Origin of the sequence: Bacillus sp. V3B (assembly GCF_024494465.1) — a bacterium.
In the GTDB taxonomy this organism is placed as follows: domain Bacteria; phylum Bacillota; class Bacilli; order Bacillales; family Cytobacillaceae; genus Bacillus_BD.
Genome location: NZ_JAETXM010000001.1, coordinates 698,709 through 719,683 on the forward strand (window position 1 = coordinate 698,709; position 20,975 = coordinate 719,683).

Sequence of the window (20,975 nt, forward strand, 5' to 3'; positions counted from 1 at the left end):
GGATTGTGTCAATTATAGTTTTGGACGGAAAACGTTTAGCGGAAATGATCATCCAAGGGGCAAATCACTTAGCTTCTAATGCGAAATACGTTGATGCATTAAATGTTTTTCCTGTTCCAGATGGTGATACTGGAACAAACATGAATTTATCAATGACTTCTGGTGCGAAAGAAGTTAAACAACATGCACAAGAGCATATCGGGAAAGTAGGAACGGCTTTTTCAAAAGGATTACTGATGGGTGCGCGTGGAAACTCAGGTGTGATTCTATCACAGTTATTCCGTGGTTTTTCTAAGGCAATTGAAAAAAAACCCATCATAAATGGAATGGAATTTGCTCATGCTCTAGAAACAGGTGTTGAAACAGCCTATAAAGCTGTTATGAAGCCAGTTGAAGGAACTATTTTAACTGTTGCAAAAGATGCTGCGAAAATGGGAGTGCAAGTTGCGGAAAAAAGTGATGATATCATTTTTATTATGGATGAAGTTGTCAAGGAAGCAAAAGCATCATTGGATCGAACTCCTGATCTTTTACCAGTTTTAAAAGAAGTAGGAGTAGTGGACAGTGGGGGTCAAGGGCTTGTATTTGTTTATGAAGGTTTTCTTGCTGAACTAAAGGGAGAACCGTTACCTGATTCTGCTTTTTCAATGTCGACAATGGATGAACTTGTAAGCGCTGAACATCATAAAAGTATTCAAGGTCATATGAATACAGAAGATATTGTGTATGGTTACTGCACGGAATTTATGGTTAAGCTTGAGAATGGAAAGCACGCAAAACAGCCTTTTTCCGAAGAATCATTTCGACAAGATTTAAGTCAATATGGTGACTCTTTACTTGTTATTTCTGATGAGGAGGTCGTCAAAGTTCATATTCATTCTGAACAGCCAGGTGATGTGCTTAGTTACGGTCAACGCTATGGCAGCCTCATTAATATGAAAATTGAAAATATGCGCCAACAGCATTCAAATATTGTCGGTGAAACACATACCGTATTAAACGAAACGTTGCCTGACCGTCAACAAGAAAAACAAGAATATGGAATTGTTTCGGTGTCAATGGGGAGCGGTGTGGCTGAATTATTTAAAAGTATTGGAGCTCATGTTATCATTGAAGGTGGTCAAACGATGAATCCGAGCACAGAGGATATTGTTAAAGCCATTAAAGATGTACATGCTAAGAAAGTCATTATTTTACCAAATAATAAAAATATCATTATGGCTGCCGAACAAGCAGCCCAGGTTAGTGATGAAGATGTAATCGTCATTCCATCAAAAACGGTTCCACAAGGATTATCTGCATTACTTGCTTTTAATCCAGCAGCAGATATCGGAACAAATAAAAAGAGCATGACAGATGCATTTCAACATGTAAAAACAGGTCAAATTACATTTGCTGTCCGTGATACAACCATTGATGGACTTGCTATCGAAAAAGATGACTTTATGGGAATCTTAGATGGTAAAATCTTGTTCAAAAACAAAGATAAACGTAAAACAGCAAGTGAACTATTAGCAAAAATGATTGATGATGATTCAGAAATTGTGACTATTTTAAAAGGTGAGGATGCGACCAATGAAGATGTTACGGCTTTCGTTTCTTTCATTGAGGAGCAATATCAGGATATAGAAGTAGAGGTTCATAACGGAAATCAACCTTTATATCCGTTTATTATATCAGTAGAATAATAATCGTTTTAAAAGCAATGGATGGTTATTGGTGAATAAAGAATCCCTCAATGAATGGTCCCTTCTGCAATAGTTGTTTATCAATCTTTGTGGATGATTATAAATAGATGTTTTCTTAATAATGGGTTATGATTAATTTTGATACAGTAACATTTAGTAACAGTTGTTGCTATACTATCAAAAGAGGTCTAACCCATTTTTGCATTTTTCATATAGTGAACAAAAGTACATCTTAAGGTACTTTCTTGGAGGTTGTGCAAATGAAGTATAAAAGTGTATTTGATATCATTGGTCCTATTATGATTGGTCCATCTAGTTCGCACACAGCTGGTGCTGCGAGAATTGGCAGGGTAGCACGTAGTTTATTCAATCGTGAACCAAAGTGGGCTAAGGTTTCCTTCTATGGTTCTTTTGCACAAACGTATAGAGGTCACGGAACAGACGTGGCGATTATTGGTGGATTACTTGATTATGATACATTTGATGAACGAATTATTGATTCCATTCAATTGGCAAAGAAAAACGGTATGGAAATAGAGTTTATTAAAGAGGAAGCGATTCCTAATCATCCTAATACCGCACGTGTGAAAATAGGGGATGATCACGGAGAGTTAGAGCTTGTGGGGATTTCAATTGGCGGTGGAAAAATTGAAATTACGGAATTGGATGGTTTTGAGTTAAGGTTATCTGGGAATCATCCTGCCATTCTTATTGTTCATAATGATAAATATGGAACGATTGCTAATGTTTCAAACATACTCGCAAAATATTTGATTAATATTGGTCATATGGAAGTAGCACGAAAAGAAGTTGGTAAACAAGCGTTAATGACCATTGAAGTAGACGAAAATATTGATCATTCTGTTTTAGCGGAATTGGAGAAATTAGAAAACATTATTAGAGTAAAAAAGATTGTAGACTAATGCATAGAATTGTCCTTCCAAAAGATCAAACATGCTTATCTATTAAAATTTTCATATCGGGGGGAAGAGTCGGATATGTTTCGTAATGTGGCTGAGTTAATTGAGCAAGCTAATCTTCAAAATAAAAAAATATCAGACATTATGATTGAGCAAGAAATTCAAGTGACAGGCCGTACAAAAGAAGAAATCCTTTCAATTATGGAGAGAAATCTGGAAGTTATGGAGAAAGCCGTTGAACGTGGGATTAAGGGAGTTCAATCACCTACTGGATTAACAGGTGGAGATGCTGTTCTCATGCAAAAGTATATTGAAAAAGGGAATCTTTTATCAGGTGAAACGGTTCTTGATGCGGTTAGTAAAGCAATGGCAACAAATGAAGTAAATGCTGCAATGGGAACGATATGTGCGACGCCAACTGCTGGTTCTGCAGGTGTAGTACCAGGGACACTCTTCGCGGTGAAAAAGAAGTTGAATCCAACTCGTGAACAAATGATTTCCTATCTTTTTACTGCAGGTGCTTTTGGTTATGTTGTAGCTAATAATGCGTCTATCTCTGGGGCGGCAGGAGGCTGCCAAGCAGAAGTTGGTTCAGCTTCAGGAATGGCAGCAGCAGCTATTGTGGAAATGGCTGGAGGAACTCCTGCTCAATGTGCTGAAGCAATGGCCATTACTTTGAAAAATATGTTAGGTTTAGTGTGTGATCCAGTAGCAGGTTTAGTTGAAGTTCCTTGTGTAAAAAGGAATGCGATGGGTTCAGCAAATGCCATGGTTGCGGCTGATATGGCATTAGCGGGGATTACAAGTCGAATTCCCTGTGATGAAGTAATTGGCGCGATGTTTAAAATCGGTCAATCGATGCCTACTGCATTAAGAGAAACAGGAAAGGGAGGGTTGGCGGCAACACCAACGGGTCAACAGTTAAAAGCGAAGATTTTTGGTATGCCGTTAAAAGCAAGTGACTAATCTATTAAAGCAATCTGTAACCGTTGTTAAAGGGATTGGGGAAGAAACAGCAACAGCATTAGCTGAAATGAATATCCATACCATTAAAGAGTTATTGGAGCATTTTCCATATCGCTATGAAGACTATCGACTACGTGATTTAGCTGAAGTCAAGCATGATGAAAAGATAACTCTTGAAGGGAAGGTTCATAGTGAGCCTACTCTTACCTACTATGGTCGAAAACGTTCACGACTAACTGTGCGCTTACTTGTTGATCGTTATTTGATTCAAGTGGTGTTATTTAATCAACCATATTTAAAGAAAAAAATCTCGATAAACGAAACGGTTACGGTTTCAGGAAAATGGGATGGTCACAGGCAAACCATTACAGCAAACGAATTGAAATTAGGCTCGTCTGCAAAAGGTACAGATTTTGAACCTGTGTATGCTATAAAAGGTGATGTGACAATAAAAGGAATAAGACGTTACATTCATCTGGCTTTTTCGCAGTACGGTCATTTAGTAGACGAAACCATCCCGGATACTTTACGAAAGAAATACAAACTATTAAATAGAAGAGAAGCATTACGAGCGCTTCATTTTCCTTTGAATCAGGAAGAATTAAAACAAGCAAGAAGACGATTTGTGTATGAGGAATTTCTTTTATTTCAATTAAGAATGCAGACACTCCGTAAAATAGAAAGAGAGCAATCCGAAGGGGTATTACAAAATGTTGAGGTCGGGAAGGTGGAGGAATTTATTGCTAGTCTTCCGTATCCATTGACAAATGCGCAAAAAAGAGTTGTCAATGAAACCCTTACCGATTTGAAAACACCTTATCGCATGAATCGTCTTCTTCAAGGGGATGTAGGCTCAGGCAAAACAGTCGTCGCTGCGATTGCTTTATTTGCTAGTGTTACGGCTGAATTTCAAGGTACGTTAATGGTGCCAACGGAAATACTTGCTGAACAGCATATAGAGTCATTAACGAACATGTTTGAGCCTGTGGGTATAACGTGTGAATTATTGACAAGTTCTGTAAAAGGAAAACGGCGCAAAGAAATTCTTTCAAGATTAAAAATGGGTGAAATTGATATTTTAGTTGGAACCCACGCTTTAATTCAAGATGAAGTTGAATTTAAACAACTTGGACTTGTCATAACGGATGAGCAGCATCGCTTCGGTGTTGAACAACGACGTATTCTTCGGGAAAAAGGGGAAAGCCCTGATGTATTATTTATGACGGCGACACCGATTCCACGTACATTAGCGATCACTGTGTTTGGTGAAATGGATGTTTCAATTATTGATGAAATGCCTGCTGGAAGAAAATCCATTGAGACTTATTGGGTAAAACAGGAGATGATGGAGCGAGTACTGGGGTTTATGAATAAAGAATTACATAAAGGGCACCAAGTATATGTGATTTGTCCATTGATAGAAGAATCGGATAAGCTTGATGTTCAAAATGCGATTGATGTGCATAGTACACTTGTTCATTATTTTCAAAATCATTTTCAAGTTGGTCTTATGCATGGAAGATTACGAACAGATGAAAAAGAGGCTGTGATGAAGGCGTTCAGCGATAATTTAGTTCATGTACTTGTATCAACGACTGTTGTAGAAGTAGGTGTTAACGTCCCGAATGCAACACTAATGGTAATTTATGATGCAGAAAGATTTGGTTTATCTCAACTTCATCAGCTAAGGGGGCGTGTTGGACGTGGAAGCGATCAGTCTTATTGTATTTTACTGGCTGATCCAAAATCAGAAACAGGGAAAGAAAGAATGAAGATCATGACAGAAACAAATGATGGTTTTGTTCTAAGTGAAAAAGACTTAGAACTACGTGGGCCCGGTGACTTTTTTGGTAAGAAGCAAAGTGGATTACCTGAATTCAAGGTTGCTGATATGGTTCATGATTATCGTGCTCTTGAAACAGCTAGACAGGATGCTACGGTTCTTGTTGAATCTTCTTACTTTTGGAAGGCGGCAGAGTATGAACCGTTGAGAGGGTACTTGGAAGAAACGGGTGTGCTTGAAGGGGAACAGCTAGACTAAATGATAAGAGGTTTTACGATTAAGCTAGTCACTTTAAGGTGAATAATTTAATAAAATGATAACTAATTTAAAAAGTAGACGGGCAGGGACAGTTAGTTTGGTCTTGTCATCTGCTTTTTTAAATTATATACTACTATTAGTACCTAGTCTTAGTATCATGGACGGTGTCATAAAATGAAAAGAAATAAGCAGGATAGACAAAAAAGCTTAAAAGATACCATACTAGAAAATCCGTTTGTTACTGACGAAGAACTGGCGGATAAATTTTCTGTTAGTGTGCAGACCATTCGATTGGATCGACTTGAATTATCCATTCCTGAATTAAGAGAACGAATCAAGAATGTGGCCGAAACAAAATTTGATGATGAAGTTCGTTCGCTACCAATTGAAGAAGTCATTGGTGAAATTATTGATATAGAATTGGATAGAACGGCTATTTCTATTTTTGATGTGAGGCGTGAGCATGTCTTTAAAAGAAATGATATCGCTCGTGGGCATCATTTATTTGCTCAAGCCAATTCTTTAGCAGTTGCTGTTATAAATGATGAACTTGCACTTACTGCAAGAGCAAACATCCATTTTATTCAGTCTGTAAAAGAAAGTGAACGTGTCGTTGCGAAAGCAAAAGTGATCAAGATTGATAACGATTTTGGTCGGACAATAGTAGAAGTACATAGTTATGTAAATAATGAATTAATATTTCAAGGTGAATTTGAAATGTATCGCTCAACAAAATGAAAAGCTGCAAGGCCTTGTCGCGACTAGGCGTTGTGGCTAGATAAATGAAAAGCGAAAAGGAGTAGTGAGATAGACAATCATGAAAATCGCTATAGATGCAATGGGTGGAGATAACGCTCCAAAAGAGATCGTGCTAGGTGCAGTAAAAGCGATCGAAACCTTTCCTGATGTCCAAATCACCCTTGTCGGTGATGAAACTAAAATAAAAGAATATATAAAAGAGAATTCTAGAATTTCCATTATTCATACAGATGAAGTCATTTCTGGAACAGACGAGCCTGTTCGAGCAGTAAGAAGAAAGAAAAATGCTTCCATGGTATTATCAGCACAGGAAGTTGTTGAAGGAAGAGCAGATGCATGCATTTCTGCTGGGAATACGGGTGCATTAATGGCTGCTGGTTTGTTTATCATTGGTCGAATTGAAGGGATTGAACGTCCTGCGCTATCTCCAACATTGCCAACGATTGGTGGAGAAGGGTTTGTTCTATTAGATGTTGGTGCCAATGTTGATGCGAAGCCAGAACATCTTGTTCAATATGCACTAATGGGTTCAATCTATTCTCAAAAAGTAAGAGGAATTGAAAAGCCTCGTGTCGGCTTATTGAATATTGGTACAGAGGAAAAAAAGGGGAACGAACTAACTAAACATACATATGAGTTATTACAAAAGCTAGATATTAACTTTATCGGAAATGTAGAAGCTCGTGATCTTCTTAATGGTGTTGCAGATGTCGTTGTAACAGATGGTTTTACGGGTAATATGGTGTTGAAAACGGTTGAGGGTACAGCAATGTCTATTATGAAGATGTTAAAAATGTCTTTAATGTCCAATTTAAAAACGAAGTTAGCGGCAGCGGTATTGAAGCCTAATCTTTATCAATTAAAGTCAAAAATGGACTACTCAGAATATGGTGGTGCAGGCCTTTTCGGCTTAAAGGCACCTGTTATAAAAGCACATGGATCATCTGATGCAAATGCCCTTTTTAATGCGATAAGACAAACAAGAGATATGATCAAACATCAAGTAGCTGAAACAATAAAAGAAGCAGTTGAAAAGTCGAATCCGAATGAATCGATTGGAAATCAGAAGGAGGAAAAGCATGAATAAAATAGCATTTATATTTCCTGGTCAAGGCTCACAAACGGTTGGAATGGGTCAATCATTAGCAGAAGTCCATCAACCATCAGGTGGAATTTTCAACAAAGCAGATCAAAAACTAGGCCTTCCGCTCTCAAAACTTATTTTTGAAGGACCACAGGAAGAGTTAACTCTTACAACGAACGCCCAGCCCGCTCTTTTAACTACGAGTATGGCCATTTTGGAGTATTTTAAAGAGTCAGGGATTACACCTGATTATGTAGCGGGTCACAGTCTGGGTGAATATACAGCACTTGTTGCAGGTGGTGCCTTTTCATTTGAAGAAGGGGTATATGCCGTTCGTAAAAGAGGCGAGTTTATGGAGATGGCTGTACCAAATGGTGAGGGTACAATGGCTGCTATACTTGGCCTTGATAGTGAGAGATTGAGAGAAGTGACAAATGAAATCACGGAGAGTGGCCATCTGGTGCAGTTAGCGAATATCAATTGTCCTGGACAAATTGTTATTTCAGGTACAAGAAAAGGAGTGGATCTAGCTTGTGTCAAAGCGAAAGAAGCAGGAGCTAAACGCGCTCTTCCGCTTGAAGTAAGTGGTCCTTTTCACTCAGAATTGATGAAGCCTGCAGCTGAAAAGCTTAAAACGGTACTTGACGATATGACGATAACAGACGCAAAAATCCCTGTGATCGCAAACGTATCGGCAACAGAAATAAGGGATGCTGCAGAGATTAAAGAAAAGTTGATTGAGCAGCTCTATTCTCCCGTTCAATGGGAAAAAAGTGTGCAGAAGATGATCGACTTAGGCGTTACTACTTTTATTGAAATTGGTCCTGGAAAGGTTTTATCTGGATTAGTGAAAAAGGTAAGTCGTTCTGTTTCCACATATGCAGTCTCAGATGAGAAAACATGCAAGGAAGTAGTAGAAGCTTTGAAGGAGGGGACAGTATGAAACTAGCGGAAAAAAAGGTATTAGTGACAGGTGCTTCACGGGGAATTGGTCGAGAAATTGCATTAGAGCTAGCTAGACAAGGAGCGGATGTAGCAGTTAACTATGCAGGAAGTGAAGCAAAGGCTCATGAAGTAGTTGCTGAAATTAAGGAACTTGGGAGAGAAGCATTCGCTATTCAATGTGATGTTTCAAACAGTGAATCTGTGGCTAGTATGATAAAAGAAACAGTTGAACGATTTGGTAAGCTTGATATTCTTGTTAATAATGCTGGAATTACAAAAGATAATCTTCTCATGCGTATGAAGGAAAACGAATGGGATGATGTGATGAATATTAACTTAAAAGGGGTTTTCCTTTGCACAAAAGCTGTAACAAGGCAAATGATGAAGCAAAGAAGCGGAAGAATCATTAATATTTCATCAGTTGTTGGAGTGAGTGGAAATCCTGGGCAGGCCAATTATGTAGCGGCAAAGGCAGGCGTCATTGGATTAACGAAAACCACTGCGAAAGAGCTGGCTTCTAGAGGGGTTACTGTCAATGCAGTTGCGCCTGGTTTTATTACGACTGAAATGACGGACCAACTCACCCAGGATATCCAAAATGAGATGTTAAAAATGATTCCTCTTGCTCAGTTTGGTGAGCCAAAAGATATTGCAAACACAGTTGTGTTTCTTGCTTCTGATGATAGCCGTTATATTACGGGCCAAACGATTCATGTTAATGGTGGAATGGTTATGTAACGCAATAACTTCCTGTTTTTTGCATTTTTGGATAAGGTGTAGAAGTACCGGCGAAGGCATAAGGACAGAGTCATTTTAGGAGGGGAACTCCTAGTCGCTTGTGCTTGTTTATAAGGTGCAAGTTTTGCTAGATTATTCAAATGAAATACTCTATAATGACTTGAGGGGAGGTGAAGAACCAATGGCAGAAGTATTAGAACGAGTAACAAAGATCGTTGTAGATCGTCTAGGTGTAGAAGAATCTGAAGTGAAATTAGAGGCTTCATTTAAAGATGATCTTGGTGCAGACTCTCTTGATGTAGTTGAACTTGTTATGGAATTAGAAGATGAGTTTGATATGGAAATTTCTGACGATGATGCTGAAAAAATTGCGACAGTTGGTGACGCAGTTACTTACATACAAGCAAAACAATAATCGTTAGGCTCAAGAAAAAGCTCCGTTTTTACACGGGGCTTTCTTCAATATATATAAAGAAACAACACCTCTGTAGCTATTTTTATTAATTAGGTGTTATTTTTTTTGAAAAGATTCTTTGCGTTTTTTGTTTTTATTACGTAAACTTTTATAAGTAGTTAATTTGATTTAAGGTGGAATTGTATATGCGTAAGAACGGAAAAGAGAAAAGAGTAGTTCGCATAAATGATCATCAATTTAGAGATTTTCAGGAACTCATAGGTGTATCATTTACGAATATAAAACTGTTAAAGCAAGCTTTTACTCATTCATCGTATGTGAATGAACATCGACGTAAGCCATATGAAGATAATGAAAGATTAGAATTTTTAGGTGATGCTGTTCTTGAATTAACGGTATCAAGATTTTTATATCAAAAATACCCGATGATGAGCGAGGGAGAATTAACAAAATTGAGGGCAGCGATTGTTTGTGAACCGTCTCTTGTAGTGTTTGCTAATGAACTCAACTTTGGAAAGCTCATCTTACTTGGGAAGGGTGAGGAGTTGACTGGTGGTAGAGAAAGACCGGCATTACTTGCTGATGTATTTGAAGCCTTTATCGGGGCACTTTTCTTAGATAAAGGTATCGACACGGTTATTGATTTTTTAGAGAAATATGTTTTTCCAAAGGTAAATGCGGGTGCTTTTTCTCATGTAATGGATTTTAAAAGTCAGTTGCAAGAATTGGTGCAACGAGATAGTACAGGTATTATTGAATATAAGATTCTCGTTGAAAAAGGACCTGCACATAATCGTGAATTTGTGTCCGTAGTCTTAATGAATGGAACGGAAATTGGTACAGGTTCAGGCCGCTCGAAGAAATCTTCTGAGCAGCATGCTGCTCAGAAGGCTCTGGAAAAGCTTAAAACACATTTACAAGAACGATCAACAGAAAAGCATCCAGAGTAAGGAGGGAAAAGAGTGTTTCTAAAACGATTGGATATAGTGGGCTTTAAATCGTTTGCTGAGCGAATAGCAGTGGATTTTGTTCCAGGAGTCACAGCTGTTGTCGGTCCTAATGGAAGTGGAAAAAGCAATATTACCGATGCTATTCGCTGGGTTTTAGGGGAACAATCAGCCAAATCACTTCGGGGAGCAAAAATGGAAGATGTTATTTTTGCTGGGAGTGATTCGCGAAAACCTCTTAACTTTGCAGAAGTCACTTTGACTTTAGATAATGAAGATCAGTCTCTGCTGGTTGATTATAATGAGGTGAGCGTCACCCGCCGTGTATTCCGATCTGGTGATAGTGAATTTTTTATTAACAAGCAATCCTGCCGGTTAAAGGATATTGTCGACCTTTTCATGGATTCTGGGCTGGGAAGAGAAGCTTTTTCAATTATTAGCCAAGGAAAAGTAGAAGAAATCCTTAACAATAAAGCAGAGGACAGGCGGACAATCTTTGAAGAAGCAGCAGGTGTATTGAAATATAAGACGAGAAAAAAGAAAGCTGAAGGAAAGCTGATCGAAACAGAAGAGAACTTAAACCGTGTGAACGATATTCTATATGAGTTGGAAAGTCAGGTTGAGCCATTAAAAATCCAAGCATCAATGGCAAAGGACTATCTTGAGCAAAAAGAAGCCTTAGAAAAGGTAGAAGTGGCAGTAACTGTTTTTGAAATTGAAGAACTTCATGCTAAATGGATGGCTATGTCTGAGAACGTTGAAAAACACAAGCAAAATGAACTAAAGCTTTCTACTCTATTGCAAGGAAAGGAAGCCAAGATTGAAGAATTAAGAGATCGTATGTCTGCATTGGATGAATCGGTTAGTGACCTCCAAAATGTATTGCTACATGCAAGTGAGGACCTTGAGAAACTTGAAGGTCGTAAAGAAGTATTAAAAGAAAGAAAGAAAAATGCCTCGCAAAATAAAGAGCAATTGAAAAGCAATATGGATGAGTTGTCTGAAAAGGTGTCAAACTTAACCAACCAAAAACAATCGTTACAAGACCAGGTTGTTATGCTTGAAAAAGAAGCGGAAACGTTAAAGCGACACTTAAAAGAAAAACAGGCACAAATGAACTTATTAAGTGAAAATATCGGGCAAAAAATAGATGAGTTAAAAAGCGAATATATAGATGTATTAAATGAACAGGCTGCCGCAAAAAATGAATTAAATTTCATTGAACAACAATTAAATCAGTTAGTGATTAGGAACACAAAGCAAGAAGATGATAATGGGAAATATATTGCAGTCCGTGAAGAAATTAAGTTAAAAATGGTAGAAGTCCAGCAAACCCTAACATCCGTTCAGAGTGATTTAGAGGCTCAAGTTCACTTGTATCGAGAGGAACAGAGAAAGTATGAAGGACTAAAGAATTCTTACGAAAAACAAGAAAAAACATTATATCAAGCTTATCAATATGTGCAGCAAACAAAATCACGAAAAGATATGCTTGAAGAAATGGAAGAGGGATTTGCAGGTTTTTTTCAAGGGGTTAAAGAGGTTTTGAAAGCCCGAGGAGAAAAATTGCAGGGCATTGAAGGTGCGATTGCTGAATTAATCGCCGTACCAAAAGAATATGAAGTGGCGATTGAAACCGTATTAGGGGGCAGTATGCAGCATGTCGTCGTACGTAATGAACAGGATGGAAGATACGCAATCCAGTATTTAAAGCAAAATCGTTTTGGGCGAGCCACTTTTTTGCCGCTAACTGTTATGAAAGGGAGATCGTTGGCTAATAGCCAAATGAGGTTAATAGAAAATCATCCAGCTTATGTTGGGGTGGGATCAGATTTAATTACCTATGATCCTATTTATGCGGAGGTTATGAAAAATCTGCTCGGGTCTGTTGTGATTACAAGGGATTTAAAGGGTGCCAATGAAATGGCTAAGCTATTAGGGTATCGTTGTCGGTTTGTGACACTAGACGGGGATCTTGTGAATGCAGGCGGAAGTATGAGCGGTGGTGCCGTTAAGCAAAATTCTTCTTCATTACTATCACGGAAAAGTGAGCTCGATGAATTGAAAAAAAGGTTAGCTGATATGGAAGTGAAAGCAGCTAAATTAGAAGCAAAAGTAAAAGAGTTAAAGAATGATGTAGCCTCAAAAGAGCAAAAACTTGAGCATTTGCGTAAGAATGGAGAATCCTTACGATTAAAAGAGCAGAAGGTCAAAGGTGATCTAAGGGAGATAGAACAACAAGAAAAAAATATGAATGAAATGCTATCCCTCTATGATCTTAATAAAAAAGAGTTTGTATCAGAAAAGGCGAAAATGATGGACCGAAAAACGAGTCTTGAAACCTTGTTAAGGGAGCTCCAACAGAATATTCTTAAGCTGGAAAAAGAAATTGAGCAATTAAATGAGAAAAAAAATACGCAAACCTTATCAAAAGATACTTTGTTAGCTGAAATTAGTGAATTAAAAGCATTATTTGCTGCTAAAAATGAACAACTTATTCATACAAAGGAAAAGGATTCTTTAATCAAAAATGAATTAGAAGAAAATGAAAAAAAATTTCGGTATTACCAGGAAGATTTGCAGTTGCTTGCTTCAGAAATGTCTGAAAGCTCATCTGGTGAAAGCAAACTAGAGGAAGCTGCTCGAGAAAAGCTACGAGATAAAAGCGAAACTTTGAGTCTTATCGCGAGTAGACGAGAAGAACGTTTAAACATGCAAACTACTCATGAAGACCTTGAACTTGAAACAAAGGAGTTAAAGCGCCAGCATAGAGGGTTGACGGGAATCATGAAAGATGAAGAAGTTCAGCTAAACCGTCTTGATGTGGATTTGGATAACAGGCTCGCTCACTTAAGAGAAGAATATTTATTATCATTTGAAGGTGCAAGAGAAGAGTTTCCTTTAACCATGCCGATTGATGAAGCGCGAAAAAAGGTTAAATTAATTAAGCTTGCACTTGAAGAATTAGGGACGGTTAATCTTGGAGCGATCGAAGAATATGAACGAGTATCTGAAAGGTATGTATTTTTAATCGAACAAAAAACAGATCTCCAGAACGCAAAGGATACTTTGTTTCAAGTGATAGATGAAATGGATGTAGAGATGAAAAGACGTTTTCAGCAAACATTTGAAGGGGTTCGCTTTTATTTCGAATCTGTTTTTAAAGAATTGTTTGGTGGTGGAAAAGCGGATTTAATGTTAACCAATCCGGGAGATCTATTAAATACCGGTGTTGAGATTGTTGCTCAACCCCCTGGTAAAAAGCTGCAAAACCTTAGTCTTTTATCGGGAGGAGAACGATCACTGACGGCAATTGCTCTTTTATTTTCGATTTTAAAGGTGCGTCCAGTTCCGTTCTGTATTTTAGATGAAGTAGAAGCTGCGCTTGACGAAGCAAATGTATATCGCTTTAGTCAATATTTAAAACGATACAGTAGAGAATCACAATTCATCGTGATCACACATCGGAAAGGGACGATGGAAGAAGCTGATGTTCTGTACGGTATAACGATGCAGGAATCAGGTGTCTCAAAGCTTGTTTCTGTCCGTTTTGAAGATACAAATGAATTTGTTGCACAATAATAGTCAAGGTATCAGGCAATCATTAGTGGATGTTTCATAATCTACTAATTTATTGTGGGATTTGACACCATATCTAAATTTAAGGAAGTGACTTCATGAGTTTTTTTAAGAAATTAAAGGAAAAAATTACGAAACAAACGGATAATGTAACGGAAAAGTTTAAAGATGGTTTAACAAAAACGAGGGATAGTTTTTCAGGACGAGTAAACGAGCTTGTTTCTCGTTATCGAAAAGTAGATGAGGATTTTTTTGAGGAACTAGAAGAAATATTAATTCAAGCTGATGTAGGGTTTGATACAGTTATGACACTCATTGAAGAATTAAAGGTGGAAGTAAAGCGAAAGAATATTCAAGATCCTACTGAAGTGCAAAGTGTGATTTCTGAGAAACTTGTTGCGATTTATGAGGAGGGTGATTCTTCTTCATCTGAGTTAAACATTCAGGAAAATGCGTTAACTGTTATTTTGTTTGTTGGCGTAAATGGCGTAGGAAAAACGACAACGATTGGAAAATTAGGCTATCAATTTAAAACGGAGGGTAAGAAAGTATTAATGGCTGCAGGGGATACGTTTAGAGCAGGTGCTATTGAACAATTAGAGGTATGGGGTGAACGGGTTGGTGTTGAAGTGATTAAACAAGCTGCAGGTTCGGATCCTGCAGCGGTTATGTTTGATGCCATTCAAGCTGCAAAATCAAGGAATGCTGATATTCTGTTATGCGATACAGCAGGTCGTTTGCAAAATAAAGTGAATTTAATGAAGGAACTTGAAAAGGTGAAGCGGGTAATTGAACGAGAAATTCCGGGTGCCCCGCATGAAGTATTACTTGTTCTTGATGCGACCACAGGTCAAAATGCGATGATCCAAGCTAAAACATTTAAAGAAGCTACGAATGTAAGTGGAATTGTTTTAACAAAGCTTGATGGAACGGCAAAAGGCGGAATTGTACTTGCCATTAGAAATGAACTGGACATTCCCGTAAAATATGTCGGTCTTGGTGAAAAGATGGATGATTTACAATCATTTGATGCAGAGAAATATGTATACGGTTTATTTGCAGACCTGGTTGAAGAAGTAGATGAATAATGACGAATAAAATAAAAGACTGATATTTTATTTTTTGTTGGCCCTTTATTGTGTTTTTAGCGAAGAAAAGTAGTGGGTAGAAGAATGTAAAGATATTTTCTTGACATCACGCTGAGATGTGTGTAGACTGTTGTTTGTAAAGGCTTTTCACTTAACATTGGGGGAATGGCGATGCTTGAGAAAACAACGAGAATGAATTATTTGTATGATTTTTATCAGTCGTTGTTAACACCGAAGCAACGCAGCTATATGGCACTCTATTATTTAGATGATTTTTCCCTTGGTGAGATTGCACAAGAGTATAGTATTAGCCGTCAGGCTGTTTACGATAACATTAAACGAACCGAAGCGATGCTCGAAGAATATGAGGAAAAGCTGTTATTGTTTGAAAGGTTTCAAGAGCGTAGCAAGCTGATGAATGAAATGAGAGAATTGATGAGAGAAGATTCACCCTCTCTACATAGATTATCAAAAATGGTTGCTGAGCTAGAGAAATTAGATTAGGAGGCGGCATAGATGGCATTTGAAGGTTTAGCCGACCGACTGCAAAATACAATCCAAAAGATTCGCGGCAAAGGGAAGGTAACGGAAGCAGACGTTAAAGAAATGATGCGTGAAGTGCGCCTTGCTCTTTTAGAAGCAGACGTTAACTTTAAAGTGGTAAAAGAGTTTGTCAAGAAGGTAAGCGAACGTTCTGTTGGTCAAGAAGTGATGAAAAGCTTAACACCGGGACAGCAAGTCATTAAGGTCGTTAAGGAAGAATTAACAGAACTAATGGGTGGCGAGCAAAGTAAAATTGCTGTCGCAAGTCGACCACCAACTGTCATTATGATGGTTGGACTTCAAGGAGCAGGAAAAACAACTACCACTGGTAAACTCGCTAACCTGCTTCGAAAGAAATATAATCGGAATCCAATGCTTGTAGCAGCCGATATTTATCGTCCTGCAGCAATTAAACAGCTTGAAACGCTTGGAAAACAGCTAAGTATGCCTGTATTCTCTCTCGGAGATCAAGTTAGTCCTGTTGAAATAGCTAAACAGGCTATTGTAAGGGCAAAGGAAGAACATCATGATTATGTGCTAATCGATACAGCTGGCCGTCTCCATGTGGATGAAGCATTAATGGGTGAGCTCAAGCAAATTAAAGAGCTTGCAAATCCAGATGAAATTTTTCTCGTGGTGGATGCAATGACGGGGCAGGATGCTGTCAATGTTGCTTCTAGTTTCAATGAGCAGCTTGGCTTAACAGGAGTTGTCTTGACAAAGCTTGATGGAGATACTCGTGGGGGAGCTGCATTATCCATTCGCTCTGTTACGAATACACCGATTAAGTTTGTCGGTCTTGGTGAAAAAATGGATGCAATTGAAGCGTTCCATCCTGAAAGAATGGCATCTAGAATTCTAGGTATGGGCGATGTCCTGACGCTTATCGAAAAAGCGCAGGCAAATGTTGATGAAGAAAAAGCAAAGGAACTGGAACAAAAGATGCGTACAGCGTCTTTTACCTTTGATGATTTCCTTGAGCAGCTTGGTCAAGTGCGGAGCATGGGTCCACTTGATGAATTGTTGAAAATGATGCCGGGTGCAAACAAAATAAAAGGCCTAAACAACATGCAAATCGATGAAAAACAAATCTCCCATGTGGAAGCAATTATCAAATCGATGACAAAGGAAGAAAAAATACAACCTGAAATCATCAATGCCAGTCGTCGGAAACGAATTGCTAAGGGAAGTGGGACTTCTGTTCCGGAAGTAAATCGTTTACTTAAGCAATTTGAAGACATGAAGAAAATGATGAAACAAATGACTGGTATGCAACAAAAAGGAAAGAAAAAAGGCGGTTTTAAATTACCATTTAAACCGTTTTGATTTACAATTTCTTGTCAAAACGTCTATACTTTTTGAACTGACAAGAAAAAATACTTTACAAAGCTTTTAACAATTGATATTATACTATCTTGTGTGAAACTATTCGGAGGTGCTTATTAAAATGGCAGTAAAAATTCGTTTGAAGCGTATGGGAGCTAATAAATCTCCTTTCTATCGTATCGTTGTAGCAGATTCTCGTTCTCCTCGTGATGGACGTTCTATTGAAACAATTGGAACATACAATCCGGTTGCTCAACCAGCACAGGTTAACATTAATGAAGAACTTGCATTAAAATGGTTACAAACCGGCGCAAAGCCTTCAGATACAGTTCGTAACCTTTTCTCTAATCAAGGTATTATGGAGAAATTCCATAATATTAAAAACGGTAAGTAATCTTACTCATTATGAAGGATCTTATCGAAACCATAGTCAAGCCTCTTGTTGACTTTCCGGATGATGTTCAAGTGAATGTCCAGGAAGAGGATACTCGCATAACTTATCAGCTTTCCGTTAACAAGAACGATATGGGGAAAGTAATCGGTAAGCAGGGGCGCGTTGCAAAAGCGTTGCGAACTGTTGTTTATGCAGCGGCTAGTACAAATACGACTTTACAAAAAAAGATTAACTTAGAAATTAAGGAGTAACAAGCTCCTGTATATCGTATCTAGCTAATTGAAAAGCTCTAGGCCTTGGTCATCAGACACTCGGGGTGCTGGAGCTGGACAAAAGAAAAGCGCAAGTTCCTCACTCAGGGCTTGCGCTTTTTTTATAGGCTGTGTTAAACAATCGTGTGGGTGCTCTAATGGCTTTTGGTATACGTGTCCATTAAGTGATTCATCCTGACTCAAACACATGGCCGCATATACCAAAGGTCATTTATCAACAATCATCATTAACATAGCCTTTTTATAAAAGAAAAGAGTCTGATAGGAGGTGCTTAAATGAAATTACTGCAATCTGTTGTGGTAAAGCAGGTGTTAACAGAAAAAAGTAAAGATGAACTTCAGACAAAATATCATACGAACAAGTTACAACTAGAAAAAGAATGTGATCAACTTCATTTTGAATTAAAAAAAATAGAAAAAACAAAGAAATTCCAGCAACAAAACTTAAAAAATCAGTTTGAGAAAGAAATTCAAAGTAGACTTGAAAAAGTAAAACTTATTGATTTTCAATTAGAACAATTACATATGCTACCTTTAGGAAGCGAATTAAAGGAACAAGAAGTCCAGGCTTTAGTTGACATTGATAAAGGTGATCAATGGAGCGAGTTAACACACAAAAAAACAATTGTGATTAAAGATGATATTGTAATAGAAATACGTTAGAGGTGAGCGTTCTATGGAAAAGTGGTTTAATGTCGGGAAAATTGTGAATACACATGGAATCAAAGGTGAAGTGCGCGTTATTTCTAAGACAGACTTTGCAGATCAACGTTATAAAAAGGGAAACTCATTGTATTTGTTTATGTCAGATGATGCAGATCCGATGGAGTTAATTGTGGAATCGCACCGTACTCATAAAAATTTTGACTTATTAACGTTTGAGGGTTACGACAATATTAATCAACTGGAGGAGTTGAAAGGTGGCATTTTAAAAGTACCAGAAAGCCAACTTGGAAAGCTCCAAAAAGATGAGTATTACTTTCATGAGATTATAGGCTGTACAGTCATAACGGATGAAGGAGAAGAAGTGGGGAAGGTAAAGGAAATTTTAACACCAGGTGCCAATGACGTATGGGTCGTTAAAGGAAAAGGTGGAAAAGAACAGTTGATCCCTTATATTGCGGATGTAGTAAAAGAAATTAATGTGGTGGAAAAGAAAATTACCATTACTCCACTTGAAGGTCTACTGTCATGATGAAGATTGATGTACTGACCCTTTTTCCTGATATGTTTTCTGGTGTATTTAGTCAGTCTATTTTAAAAAGAGCTGAAGAGATGAAAGCGACTTCTTATCGAGTGGTAAATTTCCGTGATTATGCTGACAATAAGCATCAAACTGTTGATGATTATCCATACGGTGGTGGTGCTGGAATGGTATTAAAACCACAACCAATCTTTGATGCTGTTACAGATTTAATGGCTAAGTCTGAATCAGTTAAGCCACGAGTTGTACTTCTTTGCCCTCAAGGTGAGAGATACGATCAGAAAAAGGCTGAGGAATTAGCGAGTGTTGAACATCTTATTTTTGTATGTGGGCATTATGAAGGCTATGATGAAAGGATTCGAGAGAATGTTGTGACCGATGAAATTTCAATCGGAGATTTTGTTTTAACCGGTGGAGAGTTAGGAGCCATGGTGATCATCGATAGCATCGTTCGTCTTCTTCCAGGTGTATTAGGAAATGAACAGTCCCATATGAAAGATTCATTTAGTACAGGCCTTCTAGAACATCCTCACTACACCCGTCCTGCTGATTTTAGAGGAATGAAAGTTCCAGATGTCCTTCTTTCAGGAAACCACCGTATAATTGATGATTGGCGAGCAAAGGAATCATTAAGGAGAACCTTTTTGCGACGCCCTGACTTACTAATGAATTTTGAACTTAACGATAAACAAAAAAAGTGGCTTGAAGAATTCATTGACGAAAAGGGTCATGTATAAGGTATACGCAACTTAAATCTTATTAATTAAATCATATAATGACTGTTGAATTGAAATTCCCTATGTGCTATAATAGTTTTTGTGACTTAGGCTGACTATATAGTTTATGTCTTATAACGATGTTCCGCTGCAGTTAGAAAAGTTTCATATTGTGCAAGAGCGTCTGTTGGAAGGAGTTGAAGACGATGCATAAATTAATCGAAGAAATCACAAAAGAACAACTTCGTTCAGATCTTCCTACATTCCGTCCTGGTGACACTGTACGTGTACACGTAAAAGTTGTCGAAGGTACTCGTGAACGTATTCAGGTTTATGAAGGTGTTGTGATTAAGCGTCGTGGTGGTGGAATTAGCGAAACTTTTACTGTTCGTAAGATCTCTTACGGAGTAGGCGTAGAGCGTACATTCCCTGTCCATACACCAAAAATTGCGCAACTTGAAGTAATTCGCCGTGGTAAAGTACGCCGTGCGAAACTTTACTATTTACGTAATTTACGTGGTAAAAAAGCGCGTATTAAAGAAATTCGATAAAAGAGTCAAAAAAGGAGCTTGGTTAACAGGCTCCTTTTTATTGAATTTTAATTCTTTTTTGTTTTGTATTAAAATTAATGTAAAATAGTGATAGAGATGATGTAAAAATGTTTGGGGTAGGAAGCAAAACTCAAAAATGGATGCTTAGTAATCATTAGTGAAATGATTTAAAAAAAGAATGTTTTTTTTGATCACTTTAAAGAGAAAATACCCTAGAATGGTGGGGAATGCGTTGGCAAAAAAGAATGAACTTTGGGAATGGATAAAGGCACTTGTCATTGCTGTATTATTAGCAGCTGTAATACGTTATTTTTTATTTGCTCCGATTGTCGTTGATGGGCTATCAATGATGCCGACATTACATGATCAAGATAGAATGATTGTCAACAAATTCAGCTATACAATAGGTGAACCAGATCGATTTGATATCATTGTTTTTCACGCACCGGAAAATAAAGACTACATAAAACGGGTGATCGGTTTGCCCGGAGATACAATTGAATATAGAGATGATACCCTTTATGTGAATGGAACTGCATATGAGGAGCCATATCTTGATGAGTATAAAAAACAAGTCATCGATGGTCCACTAACTAATTCATTTACATTACGAGAGACTCCAGTAGGTAGTGATGTAGTTCCAGAAGGACATTTGTTTGTCATGGGTGATAATCGTCGATTTAGTAAGGATAGCCGACATATTGGAACAGTTCCGATGGAAGAAGTGTTAGGAAAAACAAGTGTTATTTATTGGCCTATAGAAGACGTGCGTCTTATTAAATAAAGCGGGAGGTTGTAT

General features: G+C 37.8%; 21 protein-coding genes. All 21 read left to right on the plus strand.

Annotation, left to right across the window (positions count from 1 at the left end):
- Positions 1 to 5 precede the first annotated feature (5 nt).
- The 21 genes from JMM81_RS03550 (at position 6) to lepB (ending at position 20,960) form a co-directional block, all read left to right on the plus strand.
- A complete protein-coding gene (locus tag JMM81_RS03550; protein WP_256240113.1) occupies positions 6 to 1,688 on the plus strand; it encodes a DAK2 domain-containing protein in 1,683 nt (560 codons plus the stop codon).
- Between the two features lie 260 nt (positions 1,689 to 1,948).
- Positions 1,949 to 2,611, plus strand: coding sequence for an L-serine ammonia-lyase, iron-sulfur-dependent subunit beta (gene sdaAB, locus JMM81_RS03555; RefSeq protein ID WP_256240114.1), 663 nt, complete (start codon positions 1,949 to 1,951; stop codon positions 2,609 to 2,611).
- Positions 2,612 to 2,686: 75 nt separating this feature from the next.
- Entirely contained in the window at positions 2,687 to 3,574 is an 888-nt protein-coding gene (gene sdaAA / locus JMM81_RS03560; RefSeq protein WP_256240115.1) for an L-serine ammonia-lyase, iron-sulfur-dependent, subunit alpha, read from the plus strand.
- The gene (recG, locus tag JMM81_RS03565) at positions 3,567 to 5,615 is read left to right on the plus strand and encodes an ATP-dependent DNA helicase RecG (protein WP_256240116.1); all 2,049 of its coding nucleotides are present in this window, start codon (positions 3,567 to 3,569) and stop codon (positions 5,613 to 5,615) included. Before sdaAA ends, recG begins: the two co-directional genes overlap by 8 nt.
- Before the next feature lie 174 nt (positions 5,616 to 5,789).
- Positions 5,790 to 6,353: a transcription factor FapR gene (gene fapR / locus JMM81_RS03570; RefSeq protein WP_256240117.1), complete on the plus strand. Its 564-nt coding sequence runs from the start codon at positions 5,790 to 5,792 to the stop codon at positions 6,351 to 6,353.
- A gap of 79 nt (positions 6,354 to 6,432) precedes the next feature.
- The gene (plsX, locus tag JMM81_RS03575; RefSeq protein ID WP_256240118.1) at positions 6,433 to 7,461 is read left to right on the plus strand and encodes a phosphate acyltransferase PlsX; all 1,029 of its coding nucleotides are present in this window, start codon (positions 6,433 to 6,435) and stop codon (positions 7,459 to 7,461) included.
- Positions 7,454 to 8,401, plus strand: coding sequence for an ACP S-malonyltransferase (gene fabD, locus JMM81_RS03580; RefSeq protein WP_256240119.1), 948 nt, complete (start codon positions 7,454 to 7,456; stop codon positions 8,399 to 8,401). The genes plsX and fabD overlap by 8 nt, the downstream gene beginning before the upstream one ends.
- Positions 8,398 to 9,141: a 3-oxoacyl-[acyl-carrier-protein] reductase gene (gene fabG, locus JMM81_RS03585; RefSeq protein ID WP_256240120.1), complete on the plus strand. Its 744-nt coding sequence runs from the start codon at positions 8,398 to 8,400 to the stop codon at positions 9,139 to 9,141. Before fabD ends, fabG begins: the two co-directional genes overlap by 4 nt.
- A gap of 181 nt (positions 9,142 to 9,322) precedes the next feature.
- Complete coding sequence (locus JMM81_RS03590; protein ID WP_256240121.1) at positions 9,323 to 9,556, plus strand: acyl carrier protein; 234 nt, start codon at positions 9,323 to 9,325, stop codon at positions 9,554 to 9,556.
- 185 nt (positions 9,557 to 9,741) lie between these two features.
- Complete coding sequence (gene rnc, locus JMM81_RS03595; RefSeq protein ID WP_256240122.1) at positions 9,742 to 10,506, plus strand: ribonuclease III; 765 nt, start codon at positions 9,742 to 9,744, stop codon at positions 10,504 to 10,506.
- Between the two features lie 12 nt (positions 10,507 to 10,518).
- A complete protein-coding gene (smc, locus tag JMM81_RS03600) occupies positions 10,519 to 14,085 on the plus strand; it encodes a chromosome segregation protein SMC (protein ID WP_256240123.1) in 3,567 nt (1,188 codons plus the stop codon).
- A gap of 95 nt (positions 14,086 to 14,180) precedes the next feature.
- Entirely contained in the window at positions 14,181 to 15,170 is a 990-nt protein-coding gene (gene ftsY, locus JMM81_RS03605) for a signal recognition particle-docking protein FtsY (protein ID WP_256240124.1), read from the plus strand.
- A gap of 171 nt (positions 15,171 to 15,341) precedes the next feature.
- Entirely contained in the window at positions 15,342 to 15,674 is a 333-nt protein-coding gene (locus JMM81_RS03610; protein ID WP_256240125.1) for a putative DNA-binding protein, read from the plus strand.
- A 12-nt stretch (positions 15,675 to 15,686) separates the two neighbouring features.
- Entirely contained in the window at positions 15,687 to 17,039 is a 1,353-nt protein-coding gene (ffh, locus tag JMM81_RS03615) for a signal recognition particle protein (protein WP_256240126.1), read from the plus strand.
- A gap of 121 nt (positions 17,040 to 17,160) precedes the next feature.
- Positions 17,161 to 17,433, plus strand: coding sequence for a 30S ribosomal protein S16 (gene rpsP, locus JMM81_RS03620; RefSeq protein ID WP_256240127.1), 273 nt, complete (start codon positions 17,161 to 17,163; stop codon positions 17,431 to 17,433).
- A gap of 11 nt (positions 17,434 to 17,444) precedes the next feature.
- A complete protein-coding gene (locus tag JMM81_RS03625; RefSeq protein WP_256240128.1) occupies positions 17,445 to 17,684 on the plus strand; it encodes a KH domain-containing protein in 240 nt (79 codons plus the stop codon).
- 297 nt (positions 17,685 to 17,981) lie between these two features.
- Entirely contained in the window at positions 17,982 to 18,368 is a 387-nt protein-coding gene (locus JMM81_RS03630) for a YlqD family protein (RefSeq protein WP_256240129.1), read from the plus strand.
- A gap of 13 nt (positions 18,369 to 18,381) precedes the next feature.
- Complete coding sequence (rimM, locus tag JMM81_RS03635; RefSeq protein WP_256240130.1) at positions 18,382 to 18,900, plus strand: ribosome maturation factor RimM; 519 nt, start codon at positions 18,382 to 18,384, stop codon at positions 18,898 to 18,900.
- Positions 18,900 to 19,646: a tRNA (guanosine(37)-N1)-methyltransferase TrmD gene (gene trmD / locus JMM81_RS03640; protein WP_256240319.1), complete on the plus strand. Its 747-nt coding sequence runs from the start codon at positions 18,900 to 18,902 to the stop codon at positions 19,644 to 19,646. Before rimM ends, trmD begins: the two co-directional genes overlap by 1 nt.
- Before the next feature lie 185 nt (positions 19,647 to 19,831).
- Positions 19,832 to 20,176, plus strand: coding sequence for a 50S ribosomal protein L19 (gene rplS, locus JMM81_RS03645; protein ID WP_256240131.1), 345 nt, complete (start codon positions 19,832 to 19,834; stop codon positions 20,174 to 20,176).
- Between the two features lie 232 nt (positions 20,177 to 20,408).
- The gene (gene lepB / locus JMM81_RS03650; protein ID WP_375162344.1) at positions 20,409 to 20,960 is read left to right on the plus strand and encodes a signal peptidase I; all 552 of its coding nucleotides are present in this window, start codon (positions 20,409 to 20,411) and stop codon (positions 20,958 to 20,960) included.
- Positions 20,961 to 20,975: the final 15 nt, after the last annotated feature.